At 30.1% G+C, this 16,204-nt stretch carries 17 protein-coding genes; 1 reads left to right on the top strand and 16 read right to left on the bottom strand.

The window, feature by feature from the left end:
• Nucleotides 1-16: 16 nt before the first annotated feature.
• The 9 genes from DIS07_RS05725 to dinB all read right to left on the bottom strand — a co-directional run bounded on the left by DIS07_RS05725 (nt 17) and on the right by dinB (nt 6,641).
• Nucleotides 17-565 carry a carboxymuconolactone decarboxylase family protein gene (locus DIS07_RS05725; RefSeq protein ID WP_109404271.1) on the bottom strand — a complete coding sequence of 183 codons (549 nt, stop codon included), beginning with the start codon at nt 563-565 and terminating at the stop codon, nt 17-19.
• Between the two features lie 281 nt (nt 566-846).
• A complete protein-coding gene (trxA, locus tag DIS07_RS05720; protein WP_109404270.1) occupies nt 847-1,161 on the bottom strand; it encodes a thioredoxin in 315 nt (104 codons plus the stop codon).
• A 185-nt stretch (nt 1,162-1,346) separates the two neighbouring features.
• Nucleotides 1,347-2,006 carry a DUF4386 domain-containing protein gene (locus DIS07_RS05715; RefSeq protein ID WP_109404269.1) on the bottom strand — a complete coding sequence of 220 codons (660 nt, stop codon included), beginning with the start codon at nt 2,004-2,006 and terminating at the stop codon, nt 1,347-1,349.
• Nucleotides 2,007-2,075: 69 nt separating this feature from the next.
• Complete coding sequence (locus DIS07_RS05710) at nt 2,076-2,915, bottom strand: helix-turn-helix domain-containing protein (RefSeq protein ID WP_109404268.1); 840 nt, start codon at nt 2,913-2,915, stop codon at nt 2,076-2,078.
• A gap of 99 nt (nt 2,916-3,014) precedes the next feature.
• Nucleotides 3,015-3,473 carry a 3-oxoacyl-ACP synthase gene (locus DIS07_RS05705; RefSeq protein ID WP_109404267.1) on the bottom strand — a complete coding sequence of 153 codons (459 nt, stop codon included), beginning with the start codon at nt 3,471-3,473 and terminating at the stop codon, nt 3,015-3,017.
• The gene (locus DIS07_RS05700) at nt 3,454-3,999 is read right to left on the bottom strand and encodes a YceI family protein (protein ID WP_109404266.1); all 546 of its coding nucleotides are present in this window, start codon (nt 3,997-3,999) and stop codon (nt 3,454-3,456) included. The genes DIS07_RS05705 and DIS07_RS05700 overlap by 20 nt, the downstream gene beginning before the upstream one ends.
• Entirely contained in the window at nt 3,984-5,093 is a 1,110-nt protein-coding gene (locus DIS07_RS05695) for an NAD(P)/FAD-dependent oxidoreductase (RefSeq protein ID WP_109404265.1), read from the bottom strand. Before DIS07_RS05695 ends, DIS07_RS05700 begins: the two co-directional genes overlap by 16 nt.
• Nucleotides 5,094-5,543 (bottom strand): GNAT family N-acetyltransferase, encoded by a 450-nt coding sequence (locus DIS07_RS05690; protein ID WP_109404264.1) that lies wholly within the window; start codon nt 5,541-5,543, stop codon nt 5,094-5,096.
• Nucleotides 5,544-5,555: 12 nt separating this feature from the next.
• Entirely contained in the window at nt 5,556-6,641 is a 1,086-nt protein-coding gene (dinB, locus tag DIS07_RS05685) for a DNA polymerase IV (RefSeq protein ID WP_109404263.1), read from the bottom strand.
• A 96-nt stretch (nt 6,642-6,737) separates the two neighbouring features.
• Here dinB and DIS07_RS05680 point away from each other — a divergent pair, with 96 nt between their 5' ends.
• Nucleotides 6,738-9,854, top strand: coding sequence for a BspA family leucine-rich repeat surface protein (locus DIS07_RS05680; RefSeq protein ID WP_109404262.1), 3,117 nt, complete (start codon nt 6,738-6,740; stop codon nt 9,852-9,854).
• A gap of 14 nt (nt 9,855-9,868) precedes the next feature.
• On the opposite strand, the gene DIS07_RS05675 is transcribed toward DIS07_RS05680, so the two are convergent.
• The 7 genes from DIS07_RS05675 to DIS07_RS05650 form a co-directional block, all read right to left on the bottom strand.
• Nucleotides 9,869-10,747 carry a sterol desaturase family protein gene (locus DIS07_RS05675; RefSeq protein ID WP_109404261.1) on the bottom strand — a complete coding sequence of 293 codons (879 nt, stop codon included), beginning with the start codon at nt 10,745-10,747 and terminating at the stop codon, nt 9,869-9,871.
• Nucleotides 10,748-10,771: 24 nt separating this feature from the next.
• Nucleotides 10,772-10,924, bottom strand: a complete 153-nt coding sequence (locus tag DIS07_RS15065; protein WP_181374544.1) for a hypothetical protein — start codon at nt 10,922-10,924, stop codon at nt 10,772-10,774.
• 58 nt (nt 10,925-10,982) lie between these two features.
• Nucleotides 10,983-11,831: an alpha/beta hydrolase family protein gene (locus tag DIS07_RS05670; RefSeq protein ID WP_109404260.1), complete on the bottom strand. Its 849-nt coding sequence runs from the start codon at nt 11,829-11,831 to the stop codon at nt 10,983-10,985.
• Between the two features lie 9 nt (nt 11,832-11,840).
• Nucleotides 11,841-12,452, bottom strand: a complete 612-nt coding sequence (locus DIS07_RS05665) for a LysE family transporter (RefSeq protein ID WP_109404259.1) — start codon at nt 12,450-12,452, stop codon at nt 11,841-11,843.
• Between the two features lie 62 nt (nt 12,453-12,514).
• Nucleotides 12,515-13,540, bottom strand: coding sequence for a Gfo/Idh/MocA family protein (locus DIS07_RS05660; RefSeq protein WP_109404258.1), 1,026 nt, complete (start codon nt 13,538-13,540; stop codon nt 12,515-12,517).
• Between the two features lie 11 nt (nt 13,541-13,551).
• Entirely contained in the window at nt 13,552-14,820 is a 1,269-nt protein-coding gene (locus DIS07_RS05655; RefSeq protein ID WP_109404257.1) for an MFS transporter, read from the bottom strand.
• Nucleotides 14,817-16,202 carry a four-carbon acid sugar kinase family protein gene (locus DIS07_RS05650; RefSeq protein ID WP_109404256.1) on the bottom strand — a complete coding sequence of 462 codons (1,386 nt, stop codon included), beginning with the start codon at nt 16,200-16,202 and terminating at the stop codon, nt 14,817-14,819. The genes DIS07_RS05655 and DIS07_RS05650 overlap by 4 nt, the downstream gene beginning before the upstream one ends.
• Between the last annotated feature and the right edge of the window lie 2 nt (nt 16,203-16,204).

The following is a 16,204-nucleotide window of genomic DNA, read 5'->3' as shown; positions in this document are numbered from 1 at the left end:
GGAATGACATTTTTAATTATACAGTTGCTAATTCTAAAGGTTGTGCTACTGGAAAATCTACAGGAACTTCTGTAGTTCTGTGAAAGTAATTTGTAATTGTTATTTCACCTATTTGAACAATAACATCTGCTAAACTTCCTTTTGTATAACCAGCTGCGTAGAAATTTTCAACTGTTTCTTGAGTTGCTGCACCTCTATTTATTGCTACACTTTTTGCAAATTTTGCTAAAGCGTCTAATTTTGAATCAAAAGGAGCGTTTCCTGCTCTTAATTCTAAAATGGCACTATCAGAAAAACCATTCATTTTTCCAATTGCAGTGTGAGCTGATAAACAGTAAATACACTCATTTACTTGACTTACCGCTAAATTGATTACTTCTTTTTCTTTGTTAGAAAGACTTGTTTTTGCTTGTCCTATTGCTAATAAATTTCCTAAAGCAGTATCACTATGCGCAAAAGAGGCATAAATGTTAGGTACAAAACCTAACCCTTTTTCTAATTGGGTAAAAATTGCTTGATTGTTTTCTGATACTTCGTTTTTTGTTGGTACATTAAATGTGCTCATAATTTTTATGCCTGCTGCAAACAGGACTTTTTTATTGATTATTATTTGTTTTTGTTTACTTATTTTTTATTTGCAAGTACAAAGTTGTTGTTCTGGGTTTTGCTCATCATACGTTTGGTAACCCCAACAGTTTGGACATTGTGTTTGTTCTATTGTTTTCATAATTCTTGTTTTTTATTTTGATTAAACAACTTATTTCTTATTGACTCTGCAAAGATGCAACTGAATTCGACCTTTAAAAATGGACAAAAGTTCCTTTGCTTTGGACAACCTTATTTTTCTTACTTCAATCTGTTTATTTTATCTCTTAAATTTCTTTCTGTAATTAAACCTGTGTGTCTATCTGTAGGTTTTCCGTCTTTAAAGAAAATGAGTGTGGGTATATTTCTGATGCTGAATTCTGCAGCCAATTCTTGATACTCGTCTACATTTACTTTTTTAATGATAACATCATTTTTTAATTCGTCTGCTAATTTGTTGATCGTTGGCAATAATGTTTGACAAGGTCCACACCAATCTGCATAAAAATCTAATAATACATTAGGGTTATTTTCAATGATGTTTTTTACGTCTATTTGTGCTAATTGTGTTTCCATTTTTTTGTTTTTAGTGCTTATAAAAGCGTTATTGTTTTTTGATACTGCAAAGATGCAACCAACATGAAGGTTTAAAAATGGACAAAAGTTCTTTTGGTTTGGACAGGGTAATTTGTAGCAAAGAAAAAGCTCATTTGATTATTCAAATGAGCTCACTTTCTTTATTTTTTAAGTTTATATCTACATTACTCCTTTTTTAATCCTTTGAAAATTAACCAAAAAGGAAGCGTTATTTGAATTATTGCCATTGGTAGCATCATATTCATACTAATACTGTTTTTAAAAATAGAAGAAAAAACTTGAATACTCATTAACACTACGGCGAAAACCCCAAAAATAGATAGAAGTCTTGGAATCAATTTTGAAACAAATAAAGTATAATACAAGATAAAAACAGGAAGGCAAGAAATTAACAGGTAAAAATAGTGAGTCCACCAATGTTTTTGATAAATTATAGTTTTCATCATATTGATAGAACTTGTGTCTTTATATCCAGTTTTTAAAAACTCTTTACTAAATTCCAGCATAGAAATTACACTGTAATTATCAATCATAATAGAAATAAAATTGACAATACAGAAAGCTACATATAAATATGCTAAATTATAATGTTGCTTTTTAAAAACAGGTAACAATAAAATAGATACAATTATTGAAGCAATTCCACTAAAAATCCCAAGCAATACTGATATAATAATTTTGTTTTCATTCTCTGATGTTAACGTTGTAAAATCTTCTGAAAAAAGAATTTTTCCTTGTAAAAATTGAAAAATAAAAACACCTGTAATAAAAATGAATAGTAATAAAATCCCTACAATCCTACTCTTGTTTTTTGTTGAAGTCATAATTTAAATTAGTCGGTTAGCAATTATAGTTAAGACGTTATTATCTTATAAATAGTTGCTTACAATTTACTAATATTCTTTTTTAAATTGTAATGGCGGCTTAGAAATGGCTTTGGTAAAGAAACGTGAAAAGTAAGCGGGATCGTTAAAACCCAACTCAAAAGCAATTTCTTTTACGTTTTTATCTGTGTAAATGAGTAAGCGTTTTGCTTCTAACAAAATGCGGTTTTTAATAAAATCTGATGGCGTTTTTGCGCCCATTTTTTGGAAATGTTTGGTAATTGATTTTGGCGAAACTCCTAATCTGTTGGCGTAATCTGTTACTGAATGTAGGGTTCTAAAATTCTGCTCTACCAACAAGCTAAAATCTTTGAACAAACGTGTTTCTGTGTCTTCTTTAATAACGTGGTTTTCCTTTTTTACACGAACAGAATTGATAATAAATTGCTTTAAATAAGCTTGCAACATATCGTATTGAGCTGTTTCGTTTTGTTGAAACTCCTCAATTAAACTCTCTAAAATAAACTGCAATTTTTGTGTGTCTTTTTTACAAGGCTTTACAAATGGAGTTTCATAGATATTATTAAATAAAATTCCGTTACAAGCCACTTCTTTATCGTGTGTTTGTATGCAATAAAAATCTCTTACAAACGTGAGTTTATAAGCGGTTTTAATCTGTTCTGAATCTACTGTAAAGACTTGACCGGGAGATAGAAAAAAAAGCACATTGTCTTCGAAATTATATTGTTCAAAATCGATATTGTAGGTTCCTTTTCCTTCTTGAATCCAATAAATAGCATAGGCATTTTGTTGCACGGAATGATCTATGGTACATGCAATCTCAAACTGAACTGTACTTACTGAAAAGGTTTCTCCAAAAGAATATTTTACGATATCTTGAACTGCCATTTGGTTTTTTTGTTTGGGTTGGTCGTAATAAATTAATAAAACTTAATTTAGTCAGTTTCTAAATTCTATTGGCAATAAGCTGTTCTAGGAATATTCTTATTAAAAAACATCAATTATACTAATTTGAGCACCATTAAAAAAAACAGTGTCGTTTTTTTGTTTACCTAACAACAACTTACCTATTGGAGAAGCAGCAGAAACAGCAAAATAATCTTTATTGTTATGATGAATTTTTCCCACTGAAACAGCCAAAAAATAATTGCCTTTTTCAGTACAAATTACAGTTCCTAAGTGTGCTATTTTATTTATTTTAGAAACATCTATTCTAGTTAAGGTTTCGGTCATTTGCATGATGGACAGTAACTGTTGTCCTGCTTTTTCCATCTCTAATTGCAACATAGCTCTTCCCGTTTCATGCTTGTCTCCAGCAGAACTTTTAGTTTCTGATTGCAATGCTTTTTGATTGGATGCAATAATAGCCTCCACAGTTTGTAAACGTTGATTCACAAACGCATTACACTGCTTAAAAAGCACTTCTTTAATTTCTATTGGCAACATAAATCATTGTAACATTTACGGTATTGGACAACACTAAACTAGTTCCTCCTACATTAAAATCTTTTCTATTTAATTTAAATTTAGTGGTAAAAACTGTATTGTTATCAGTTCTTCGAACGTTAATAGTCGCTTTAATCTTTTTTTGAATACCTTTAATAATTAAATCTCCTTTTATGACAATTTTATTGTGTTGTTGACTAGTAAATTCTGATGATTTAAAAACAATAAACGGGTGTTTTTGAACATCAAAGAAATCTGGTTTTAATAAGTGTTTATCTCTAGACTTTGAATTTGTAAATATAGATTTAACAGGAATTTGAACATTAAAGAAACTAGATTTTAAATCTTCTAAGTTAATTCGACTTTTAACGGTAAAATTTGTAAAAGTTCCTTTTACATTAAATCCAAAGTTTTTAATCCTAAAACTAATACTAGATTTTTGTTTATTAGTAACTAGTTCTTGAGAAAAGCTTAAACAAGAGAATAAAATCCAAAAAATGAAACAAATTTTTAATCTAATAAACATACCATTTCTTTACCAATTAAACTACCAATAGCTACTCCCATTCCGCCCAATCTAACACCACAAAACACGTTATTAGAAATTTGCTTTATAATTGTACTTTTCTGATTTCCCACTCCCATAATTCCACTCCATCTGTATTCAATTTCAAATTCATGTTTTGGAAGAATTACTGTCTTTAATAAATGTTCTAATTTGTTTTGAATCTTTTTTGTTTGACCAAAATTTGTGGTTTCTTCAGTTCTAAAATCTAAATTTCTTCCTCCTCCAAGTAAAATTCTATCATCAATATTTCTAAAATAATAATACCCCTTATCTAAATGAAAAGTTCCTTTAATAGATAAGTTTTTAATTGGCTTAGTAATTAATACTTGGGCTCTTGCAGGTTGCACATTTTCATTCAAAAGGGGAGTCGCAAAACCATTTGTTGCAATGAATAATTTGTTGGTTTTAAAATTAATTTTATCAGTTTTTATCTCTACTTTCTCATTTATTTCAACAAACTCTTTTACAGTTATATTATTTAGAATTTTAACACCTAATTCTTGTACTTTTTTTAACAATTGATGTATCATTTTTCCTGTATCAATTTGCCCCTCTAGATTGTTGACAATATATTCTTGATGTGTTTTTTCAAAACCAAAAATGTTTTTTGATGTTGAAAAAACATTGCGATTAAAAATTGGATTTAATAATTTATTGACTTGGTCTTTTTGAGAAATATACTCATCAAAAATAGATTCATTTTCACACAATTCAAAACCTTTATTTTGTTGAAAACCTATGGATTCATCTCCTAAATTTTTGCGTAATAACTGCAATCCTGACCAACGTTTTTGAACTAAAAAAAATACTTCTTCTTCTGTATGAAATTTAAGATCATCTATTAATTCGGATAAACTTCCAAAACATGCAAAACCCGCATTCTTACTAGATGCTCCTTGAGGTAGCATTCCTTTTTCTAATACTAATACATTTGCTTTGGGGAATTTTAGTTTAAGATTTAATGCACAATTTAACCCTACAATTCCACTACCAACAATAGTGAAATCGATGTTTGTAAACCACTCTTTAATTTCCCAATAACTATAATTCATTTACAAGGTTTTTTCAAAACAAATACTGTTTTCCATAGCTACATATTGACCATAATTTGGAATAACATTATAATCGCACTTATTATAAAACTGTACTGCTTCTGTTTGTCTTTTCCCTGTTTCTAAGATACACTTTTTGTAACCAATTTCTAGCGCCCAACTTTCTAATTCTTGTAATACTTTTTTTGCTATTCCTTGATTTCTATATTTTTCTACAACATACATTCTCTTTACCTCTACTGAAGATTCATTAAACTCTTTAAAAGCTCCACAACCTACGGGTTTATGGTTAACATAAAAAACAACTACGTTTTGTAAAACATCAATATTATTAAATTGATTGTAAAAATCATGATCTTCTCCATCGGTAATTTTTAAGTAACTGTCTAAAAGTTTTACCAAGTTGATAAAATCTGTATTATCGGAATTTGTTCTTAATATCTTCACCAATCTATGTTTTTGTTAAAAATCAAATTTTAATTGCACCCAAACTGGTACTTTTTTTTGAGTGTTTAAATTTCCAAAAGAAATTCCCAATAGGCGAACCGAGTTTTTTAATTTTTCTTGATATAATAATTCTTTTACTACAGGGAAAAATTCTTGTTTTGTTTGCATAAAAGTACTTCTTGTTTTACTTCTTGTTTGCTGGGTAAAGTCTGAGTATTTTATTTTTAAAGTAATTGTTTTTCCTTTAGTACTCGATTTTATCATCCTTTTTTCTAACTCATCAGCTATTTTATTTAATTTCTCTAACATGAAAACTTCAGAAGAAATGTTTTCAAAAAAAGTGCGTTCTGCAGCAATAGATTTTCGGATTCGATTTGGTTTTACTGGACTGTTATGTATTCCTCGAACAATATTATAATAGTGTGCACCTGATTTTCCAAAAAGAGTTTTCAATTCTTCTAACGATTTTTGTTTTAAATCATTCCCAACAAAAATGCCTAAATTATACATTTTTGCTGCTGTAACTTTACCTACTCCATAAAATTTATTGACAGGTAATTCTTCTAAAAACTGAATAACCTCATCTGGATGCACCGTTTTTTGTCCATTAGGCTTGTTAATATCAGAAGCAACTTTTGCAATAAATTTATTAATGGAAATTCCTGCGGATGCTCTTAAACCTGTTTCATCATAAATACGTTGTCTTATTTCTCTGGCAATATCATTTGCAGAGGGGTTTCCTTTTTTATTTTCGGTAACGTCTAAGTAGGCTTCATCCAAAGAAAGAGGTTCAACCAAATCTGTATACTCAAAAAAAATCTCTCTAATTTTTGAGGTCAGTTCTTTATAACGAGCAAAATCTGATTTTACAAAAATAATGTGTGGACATTTTTGTTTGGCAAGCACATTACTCATTGCAGATTTTACACCAAATTTACGTGCTTCATAACTTGCTGCAGAAACCACTCCTCTATCTCCACCACCACCAACAGCAATGGGTTTTCCTCGTAATTCAGGATTATCCAATTGTGCTACAGAAGCATAATAAGCATCCATATCTACATGAATAATTTTACGAAAAGGAGGTGCTAACTTTTCCATATTATAAAAATACAATCTAAATTGACTTTATATTAAAAAGCATCTAAATTATTTTTTTTACCTTTAAAGTAGTTAACTAAAAGAAAGCCATTAAAAATGTTCTCCCGAAAAAACATTTTCTTAGTTTCTCTCTTTGTTAATATTTCTTTGATTTGTTTTTCTCAAACAGAGTTTATTACAACTTGGGAAACTACTTCTGCGAGTGAATCTATTACCATACCAACTTCTGGTGGTGGATACAACTATAATGTAAATTGGGGAGATGGTTCTCCTGATGATACTGGAGTAACTGGCAGTGTAAGTCATGTTTACACAGTTGCCGGAACTTATACAGTTACCATAACGGGTACCTTTAACAGGATTTACTTTAATGGTAACGCAACAAATGCGCCTAAAATTCAATCTATAGAACAATGGGGATCCTCCAGAATATGGACAAGTATGAATAGAGCTTTTGATGGCTGTTCTAACCTTGTAAATAATGCAACTGATGTTCCAATTTTATCAAGTGTAACTAGTTGTCAAAGAATGTTTAGAAATGCCTCCTCAATTGGAACTGGATCTGCAACCAATTGGAACTCTTGGGGTACTTCTAACATTACCAATATGTCTCAAATGTTTAGAGGCGCTAGTTCTTTTAATGAAAATTTAAATAGTTGGATCACAAGCAGTGTTACCAATATGTCTAATATGTTTAGAGATGCCACTAATTTTAATGGAAATATTAGTTCTTGGAATACAAGTAGTGTTACTAACATGAGTAGAGTTTTTCAAAATGCATCAAGCTTTAATCAAAATATAAGTGGTTGGAATACAGCTTCTGTTACAACAATGTCTTATATGTTTAGCGGAGCTAGTAGCTTTAATCAAAATATTAATGGGTGGACTGTTACATCTGTTACCAATATGGATGAAATATTTAGAAACGCGACCAATTTTAATCAAAGTTTAAACAGTTGGAATGTATCAAATGTTACCAATATGAATGAAGCCTTTAGAAATGCAACCAACTTTAATGGAAATATCTCTTCTTGGACTCCAACATCAGTAACTAACATGGGCCATATGTTTAGAGACGCTTCTAGCTTTAATCAAGATATCAGCGGATGGAATACTACAACGGTAACAAATATGTCTAACATGTTCTATAATGCATCAAGTTTTAATCAAAATATTGGTAGTTGGACAGTTAGTAGTGTTACCACTATGGCAAATATGTTCAGAGGTGCTTCAGCCTTTAATCAAGATATTAGTGGGTGGAATGTTTCTTCGGTTACTTCTATGAGCGCTATGTTTAGGAGTGCAACTAGTTTTAACCAAAATATTGGTGGATGGAATACTTCTTCTCTAACAAATGCAGGTTCAATGTTTCGTGGAAACACTGCTTTTGATCAAAATATTGGCAGTTGGGATGTATCTAACATCACCAATTTTTCGAATATGTTTAATGGTGCTAAATTATCAGTATCTAATTATAATGCACTTTTGGTTGGTTGGGATGCCCAAACTCTTCAGTCTGGAGAATCGTTTCATGCTGGGAATTCTAAATATTGTTCTTCAGCAGCAATTGCTGCACGAGCTAATATGATTGCTTCTGATGGTTGGAGTATTTCAGATGGTGGTGTATTAACCTCTTTTGTATGGACTGGAAACACAGATACAGATTGGAATACTGATACCAATTGGCAAGATGGTTACGATTCTGGTTGTACTTTAGACATAAGCATTCCCGTAGTTACTAATTACCCTTCAATTGGAGCTTCTTCAGAATTTACAGTAAATAATTTAACCATAGACTCTGGAGCGTCATTAACCATTGAGGGTGGTTTAACTGTTAGTGGGAATTTAACGACAAATAATGGACTGACACTCAATTCTGGTGGTTCAATTATTGTAAACGGAACTTCATCAGGAAACCTTACTTACAACCGCTCTATAGCAAATGGAGGTGAATACTACTATGTAAGTGTTCCTTTTGATGATGAAGACATAGAAGATATTATTGCAAATAATGCACTTGCAACTGGAAATGGAAATGTTGGTTTATTCTATTATGATAACAATACCACTAGTGGTTATTTAGGAAGTGGATTTATTTTTTATCAACCTTCATCTACAGAATCAGTTGTTTCTGCTAGAGGTTATGGAATTCAATTAAGTGCTTCAGGTAATGTTACTTTTACCGGAACAATGCCAACAACTGACGCTTCAATTTCTATTTCTGAAGGAACTATGGGAGATATAAACCCTAATCCAGATAATTTAATAGGAAATCCTTTTCCTTCTTATATCGCAGCAAATACAAATGCTAATGCTAATAATTTACTAAGTAATAATACCAGCATTTTAAGTGAAGAAACTATGTGGTTTTGGGATAATACTATAAATGATTATGTTGCTATTAATAATGCTTCTGCAGCATTTTATGTTGCTCCAGGACAAGGGTTTTTTGTGAGCTCTACTTCCTCTGGAGGTACATTTAATATTTTAGAATCTTGGCAAAGTCATCAAACAGATGATGTTTTTTACAGAGACAATTCTGCCCCATTTAGAATAAAATTAACTGTAAAAAACACCCAAAATGAACAACGTTTTACAGAGATTTTTTACTTTAGCAATACTACCCTATTTTTTGATAATGGTTATGACAGCTCAAAATTTAATGAAGACCATAATCTTGACATCTATTCTCGTTTAGTTAGTGAAGAGAACAGTAAAAACCTATCAATTCAATCGGTACAAAATACCGATTTAGAGTCTATTGTTATTCCTTTAGGTATTAATGCTAGCGGCAATATAGCTCTTAATCTATCCACCGTTAACCAACCACAAGGAGTAAATATTTACCTAGAAGATAGAGAGAATAATACTTTTACAAAATTAACAAATGAATCTAGTTTAGAGTTAAGTTTTGGGAAATCTGTTAATAATATTGGACGTTTTTATTTGCATACAAAAACAAAAACTTTAAATACTATTGAAAATTTATTAAAAGAATCTTCAATTTATTTAGACAATAAAACACTAGTTATTAAAGGGAATTTAAACTCTAAAAGTGATCTTGTTATTTTTGATGTTTTAGGAAAACAAATGTTTTCAAAGAAAAATTTAAAAACAAATAAAATAGAGTTGAAAACACTAAAAAAAGGGGTTTATTTTATTCGTTTAAAAAATGAAAAAGGTATCATTAACAAGAGGGTTTTATTGGAGTAATGCCTTAAAAAACATTATCGAAAAACCTTTTTTATTTTTAAGAAAACTGCATTATAAAAACTAACTACAACATAAAAAAGGTCTTTTACCACTCCTCTTTTGTTGAATTCATTATTAGGTATTCCCAATTCTTTTGTATTTTCATCACTATAAGTATTAAATAATCTATCCCAAAAAATAAAAACGACTCCAAAATTTTTATCAAAATGCTTTGGATCTTTTGAGTGATGCAGCCTATGTGTTGCAGGAGAAACCAAAATGTATTTTCCAATTAAACCCCAATTGGATTTTAATGCTGAGTGATGCATTAGAGAAAGTACTTCTGAAAAAATTCTAACAACTACATAGGTTTCTATACCTCCCAAAATTACAAAAGGTAAGACTTTAACAAATGAAGTAATTGCACCTTCTAGTGGATTAAACCTATATCTTGTGAAGATTGAAAAATCTGTTGCAGAATGATGAAACTTGTGTATATTCCATAATGTTTTAGATTTATGAAATATAAAATGATTGATATATTTTACTAAATCATAGATTATAAATAATATTATAAACTGAAGATAGGTATTCTCTATTGTGTGAATTAGATTAAATCCTATGTAAGTTTTTATCCCTTTATTTAATAAATGAAAAAAACCAAAAGAAAAGAGTACAACAAGTAGTGAATAAAAATTAAAAAGAATTAAAGAAAAATAAAATAAATCTGTTTGAACGGTTTTATTTGGTTTTAATATCTTTTTTAAAGAGGAATTAGACCAACCTACAAAAAGTAATTCTATTAAAAATACAAATGGAACAATTGACAATAAATTGAGAATCTTTTCTAAATCAAAAAAATGAAAAAGAGATAATATCTTTAAATATATTTCAGAAAAAAAATCTACATTCATTTAGATTGTTAAAATAAGAATCGACTAACCTATTGGCACACTTCCAGCTTGTGCTTTTTGAGGACTCAATAGGATATAAGTTCCTATTGCAGTTAATGCTGCATACTTACCGTAGTTTCCTATCTTTTTAATCGCTTCTTTTCTGTCAATTTTTTGGTTTTCTTCAGAGTTGTTCATAACTAGTTTAAGTTTGGTTTATTCCAAAGATATAAAAAAACTTTATTTTTTTGGAATTTTAAACTTTTGAATTCAAAAAATAAATACAATAACCTACTGTTTCTTTTAATTCTTTGGATAAAAAGTTTTCTTTCCAAGGATGTGCTACATTAAACACGTGGTTCGCATTTTCAATGGTTTGATATGCTGCTTTAGGATTCCATTTTTTTAGGTTTTCTGCTTCATTAATAAAAACAGAAGTATCATTATCTCCGTGAATTATTAAATGTGGGATTTCTAAATTTTCTGTTGCTTTTTGAATATTTAAACGTTCTTCATTTTGTTTAAAATCCTCATAAAACTGATAAAAATGTGGCATACTTTGTTTGGTTCGGGCATTTATCACATACTTTACTCCATTTTTTTTCCATTCACCTAAATCTCCATAAGTTGATGTCCTTTTGCCAAAATCGCAAACTGATGCTAACGTAATTACTTTTTTAACGCGACTATCTTCATTGGCTTTTAGCAAAACAATACCACCACCTCTACTGTGCCCAATTAAAGAAATATCTTCATAATTAACTTCATTTTTATATTTATAACTATTTGAAATATAATCTATTACACTTTCTAAATCGTCCAATTCTTTAGTGTAATTGTTATTTCCAAAAGCTTCTAAATCTGGGAAATCTATAGGTTGTTCTACTGTGCCACCATTGTGTGAGAAATTAAATTTAATAAAGAAAAATCCTGCGTTGGCAAAAGTTTCTGCCATTAAGTTCCATGCTCCCCAATCTTTAAAACCTTTGTAGCCATGACAAAAAATAACCACTTTTTTAGGCTTAAGAGTTTCTTGATAAAAAACATCTGTAACTATGGGTTTTTGATGTTTTCCTTTAATAATAATGTTTTTTAGGATTTTCATTTACAGAATTTATATTACAAATTTAAGGAAAGTAAACAAAGCAAAGCCTCCAGTAATACAACATAAAACTAGATTGATATTTTGGGTCATATTTCCTGTTTTCTGTTGGATTTTTGATGCATATTTTCCATATAAATATAGAATGTAAAAAGTTCCAATTACAATACCTATAACAAAAAACAAAATTGAAATAGTGTCGAAATTCATCAACTTAAAACTCATTAAAAAAGCCACAATTCCAGAAAAAAAGGGGATTGCAAACATATTTAATATGGATAAAAAGATGCCTGTAAAGAATGTGTTTTTGTTTTTATTATCGATTTCTATTCGATTTTTTTCTTTCTTATTTTGATGATAAAAATAATAGGATAACATCAGCAAAACAACAATGCCTCCTTTTTCTAAAAGTATAACTAACTTTTGATTATCAGTAATATATTTTGTAAAATAAACAGAAATATAAGCTTGTAGAGCAACAATTAACAAAACACCAGAGATGAAATAATGAAAATCTTTTTTATTTCTTTGTAATCGAATTTTTAGAGCAGTCATATTTAAAACACTTGGTGGAGTATATCCTAAAAATGAAAACAAAAAGCCTAATATAAAAACAGAAATCATAAATAGATTATTTAAGATTTCTGTCGAAATAAATTTTTAATAATTACGAGAAAAATAAAATATTAGGGTGCTATAGGAACTCCTTCTTGGTTAGATTTATAAATAGCATCTTGTACAATAATGTTATCTAAATACGCCTCAACATCAGTTTCAAAGGGTTCTCTAGATTGTAAACATTCTATAAAATGTTTTTGAGTGTTATAAACACAATCTCCTGCAAAGTTTATTTTATGAAAAGTATAATTGTGTCTTACTTCTTTTTCTCCTAATTTTTGAATGGTAATCGTACCATCATCAAACAAACGAATGGTGCCTTTATTTCCATCTAAACAAATGTTTCCAAAAGTTAATCTTGGGTCTTCACTAGTGTTTTCATTAAAACGATTGGCATCTAAAAATCCTAACGTTCCGTTTTTAAATTCAAACTGCACCCAAGCAAAATCCTCTCCTTTAATATTGGAATTTAAAGTTTTTAACTTTCCATATACCTGAGTAACATCTCCCATTAAATATCTGAAAACATCTATAAAATGCACCCCTGTTTCATAAATTAACAATTGTGGCATTTCTCTAAAATAAGGTTGACGATTCATATAAGCATCTTCTTGCCAACCATCTCCCATTCGCATTCTTAAGTTAATACTGTGAATTTTATCACCTATAACGTTAGCGTCTAATAATTTTTTGATTTCTCTATGCCAAGGCTGGAATCTAAAATTTTCGTGCACCATCATACGCACTCCAGAATCTTTAATCGCTTTTGCTAAAGCAACTGATTCAGTATAAGTAGGTGCTAATGGTTTTTGACAAATGATATCAACTCCGTGTTTTATAGCAATATTGCAAAACAAAGAATGTGTTTCTGGAGGTGTAATAATATCAACAAAATCTGGCTTTTCATCAATTAACATTTGCTCAAAACTATCATAAGCATTTGGAATATTAAATTGGTTACAAATAGCTTGAGCTTTTTCCATTCTTCTGCTAGAAACCGCTACAATTTCAACATTTTCCATTCGATTCCATGCTTCATATTGAAACTGACTAAAATATCCTGTACCTACAGCTACACCTCTTAATTTTTTCATCTTGTAGTTTTTTAATATTCAGAAAAGTGCTTATTAGGTTTCATTTTAAACCATAAAAAAATTGCAATTACATTTAGTATAGCACCCAATATAAAAAATAGATTTGTGTTTCCTGTCCAAGCTAATAAATACGGAAAAATTAGTGCAGTAATAAAAGCACCAATATTTCCTGCCATATTCATTGTTCCAGAAACGGCTCCTGAATGTTCTTTACCAATGTCTGCACAAAATGCCCATGATGAAGGTAAAGTCATATCCGCACCAAAAATAGCGATACTTAAAAATACAATTGCGCCTACTGCAGAACTCATATAAATACTACCAATTAAACCAATTGCTGCAAATGCAAACCCTAAAGCAGCTGGTACTACTCTTGATTTTTTCCAATCTCCTTTTTTAAAGATATAATCACCTAAGGCACCTGAAAACCAATTACCAAACGCACCAAATATTAAAGGAATAGAGGTATAAAATCCAGCTTCTAAAGTGTTTAAATTATACTCACTTTTTACGTGAGGAAACAACCAGGTTAGCGCAAAGAAAAAAGTAAAGTTGCTACAGAAATACTGAATCATAGCATACCACATATTTTTAGATTTTAGTAATGTCCCAAAATTTAAAGACTCTTTAGCAACATTTGTTTTTTTCTCTTGTCTGTTTGCAATAATAAATTCTTTTTCTTCTTGTGATAATGCTTTATGATTCTCTGGGTTATCTCTAAACAAGACATACCAAGCCAACGCCCAAAGAATTCCAACAATTCCCATAATTAAGAAAGAAATTCGCCATCCAAAACTATCAATTAACCACACTACTAATGGTAATGCAAACGCTGCACCTAATCTTGACCCAGAAAAATTAATCCCTGTTACTAAGCCTCTCTCTTTTAAAGGAATCCAACTATATATGGCTCTTGTCATTCCAGGAAAAGCACCTGCTTCTCCAGCTCCAAATAAAAATCGAACAATTAGTAACGAAATAAAATTCCAGGCATATCCAGTTAATGCTGTAAAAATTGACCAAATAGTAACAATACTTGCTAATACTTTTCTTGGACCTAACCTATCTGCTAACATCCCAGAAGGAGTTTGAAAAAAAGCATATCCTAAAGAAAAAATGGCTAAAACCCAACCCATTTGTTTGTCTGTTAAACTCAATGCTTCAGAAATTGGTTCTTTAGCTACAGAAATACAAATACGATCTACATATAACAATAATGCTAACAGAAAAGTACCTGTTACCATTAAATAACGTTTTGGGAAATAGCTAGTTTTTTTCATTTTAAAAGTTTAGTTAGTTGATATAAAGCTTGGTTATCTCCCACATTTCCAGGAAATATAATGTATGGCATTCCTGGGAACTTGGTTTCGTTTCCTAGTTTCCAAACTGGAACTCCTTTTAATGCTTGACCAGGAACAAAAGCTCTTTGCACATTTAATCCTTTCGTAGCCACATCGCTAGAAGTTATTCCTCCTTTAGCTACAATATATTTTGGTTTTGTATTTAGATTTTTTATGATTGATATTACTCCGTTAGAAACCTTATTTACTATGGCTAAACTCTCTGCTTTTGTAGCTCCTTTAATAATGGTTCTACTAGTATGAAATACCACGTCTTTATTTTCTTTTAAACTTTGATTTACCTTTTTGGATAGCTCATTAATATCATTTTGAAAAAGTACATCATTTTTTACATTAGAGACATCTAATTCTAAAAAAACAGCATCAGAATTTTGTTTTAACACCTTTAATTGAGCTGTTGTTTTTGGAACGTAAGAGCCAATAACAATTAAGGAACCTCCTGTTTTATGGTCTGTTAAAATTTCTTCTTTTAGCAAGCAATCTTTAGCTGCTATTCCAGTAATAGCATTTACAAAGGAAGCAGATGTTCTTAATAAAAAGGGTTCTTTACTTTTTAAAATAGCTAAAGCAACAGCTTCTAAATCAAAATAACTTGTAGCATTAACCACAATATGTGATTTTTTGGAAGAGGCAATCTTTTTAATAATTTCCTTTATTGATTGAGTTCTCAACTCTTCTAATGATAGACTTTCAATAGCATCCTCATTTAAATTTCCTTCATATTTTTCTACAATCCAATCTTTTAAATTTGAATTACGATAACCAAAAGTGTTGTCGTTAGCAAAGGGCGTTTTATGGGCTGGAATAAAATCATCTCCCTCTTTTACATAGTGAATATCATCATAAGTAAAACGTCCTCCTTCAAAAAAAGCAGGTGCAAGAATATGTTTAGCTTTAGGAATGTTTAAACCTTTTGCAAGCGCATCAACTTCATTAGGATAATGCCCTCTTAAAGTAGAATCTCCTCGGCTTAAAACAATTAGTTGTTTGTTGTGTTTTTTGGAAAGTTTGTTGAGTTTTGAGCCAAGGGATTCCGCTAAATCATTAGCCTCTTTTACTTGTAAACTTCTTGAGTTTGTTAAAATAAAAAAAACTGGACTGTTAATAATTTCTGTTTCTAAAACAGATGATTTCCAGCTGGTAACAACAGGAACGTTATACACGGTTTGCGTACCAGTTGGATCATCATCTAAGATAACAATAGATTTAGGGGTTGCTATAATTTCTTTTCTAATTTCTTCTAAAAACCCTTTACGTTGGTTTCCAGATTCAATTGCTTTTATAATCTCTTCTTTTAGCATTA

The sequence above is a fragment of the Polaribacter aquimarinus genome (assembly GCF_003129485.1).
In the GTDB taxonomy this organism is placed as follows: domain Bacteria; phylum Bacteroidota; class Bacteroidia; order Flavobacteriales; family Flavobacteriaceae; genus Polaribacter; species Polaribacter aquimarinus.
The sequence above is the reverse complement of the archived record's forward strand: the minus strand, read 5'-3'. Positions and strand labels throughout refer to the sequence as shown.

Coding starts and splice junctions, on each gene's coding strand:
- DIS07_RS05670 (WP_109404260.1), bottom strand. CDS start 11,831: ATGAAAATCCTAAAAAACATTATTATTAAAGGAAAACATCAAAAACCC.
- DIS07_RS05700 (WP_109404266.1), bottom strand. CDS start 3,999: ATGTTTATTAGATTAAAAATTTGTTTCATTTTTTGGATTTTATTCTCT.
- DIS07_RS05675 (WP_109404261.1), bottom strand. CDS start 10,747: ATGAATGTAGATTTTTTTTCTGAAATATATTTAAAGATATTATCTCTT.
- DIS07_RS05660 (WP_109404258.1), bottom strand. CDS start 13,540: ATGAAAAAATTAAGAGGTGTAGCTGTAGGTACAGGATATTTTAGTCAG.
- DIS07_RS05665 (WP_109404259.1), bottom strand. CDS start 12,452: ATGATTTCTGTTTTTATATTAGGCTTTTTGTTTTCATTTTTAGGATAT.
- trxA (WP_109404270.1), bottom strand. CDS start 1,161: ATGGAAACACAATTAGCACAAATAGACGTAAAAAACATCATTGAAAAT.
- dinB (WP_109404263.1), bottom strand. CDS start 6,641: ATGGAAAAGTTAGCACCTCCTTTTCGTAAAATTATTCATGTAGATATG.
- DIS07_RS05725 (WP_109404271.1), bottom strand. CDS start 565: ATGAGCACATTTAATGTACCAACAAAAAACGAAGTATCAGAAAACAAT.
- DIS07_RS05705 (WP_109404267.1), bottom strand. CDS start 3,473: ATGTTGCCAATAGAAATTAAAGAAGTGCTTTTTAAGCAGTGTAATGCG.
- DIS07_RS05715 (WP_109404269.1), bottom strand. CDS start 2,006: ATGACTTCAACAAAAAACAAGAGTAGGATTGTAGGGATTTTATTACTA.
- DIS07_RS05650 (WP_109404256.1), bottom strand. CDS start 16,202: ATGCTAAAAGAAGAGATTATAAAAGCAATTGAATCTGGAAACCAACGT.
- DIS07_RS05710 (WP_109404268.1), bottom strand. CDS start 2,915: ATGGCAGTTCAAGATATCGTAAAATATTCTTTTGGAGAAACCTTTTCA.
- DIS07_RS05680 (WP_109404262.1), top strand. CDS start 6,738: ATGTTCTCCCGAAAAAACATTTTCTTAGTTTCTCTCTTTGTTAATATT.
- DIS07_RS05655 (WP_109404257.1), bottom strand. CDS start 14,820: ATGAAAAAAACTAGCTATTTCCCAAAACGTTATTTAATGGTAACAGGT.
- DIS07_RS15065 (WP_181374544.1), bottom strand. CDS start 10,924: ATGAACAACTCTGAAGAAAACCAAAAAATTGACAGAAAAGAAGCGATT.
- DIS07_RS05695 (WP_109404265.1), bottom strand. CDS start 5,093: ATGAATTATAGTTATTGGGAAATTAAAGAGTGGTTTACAAACATCGAT.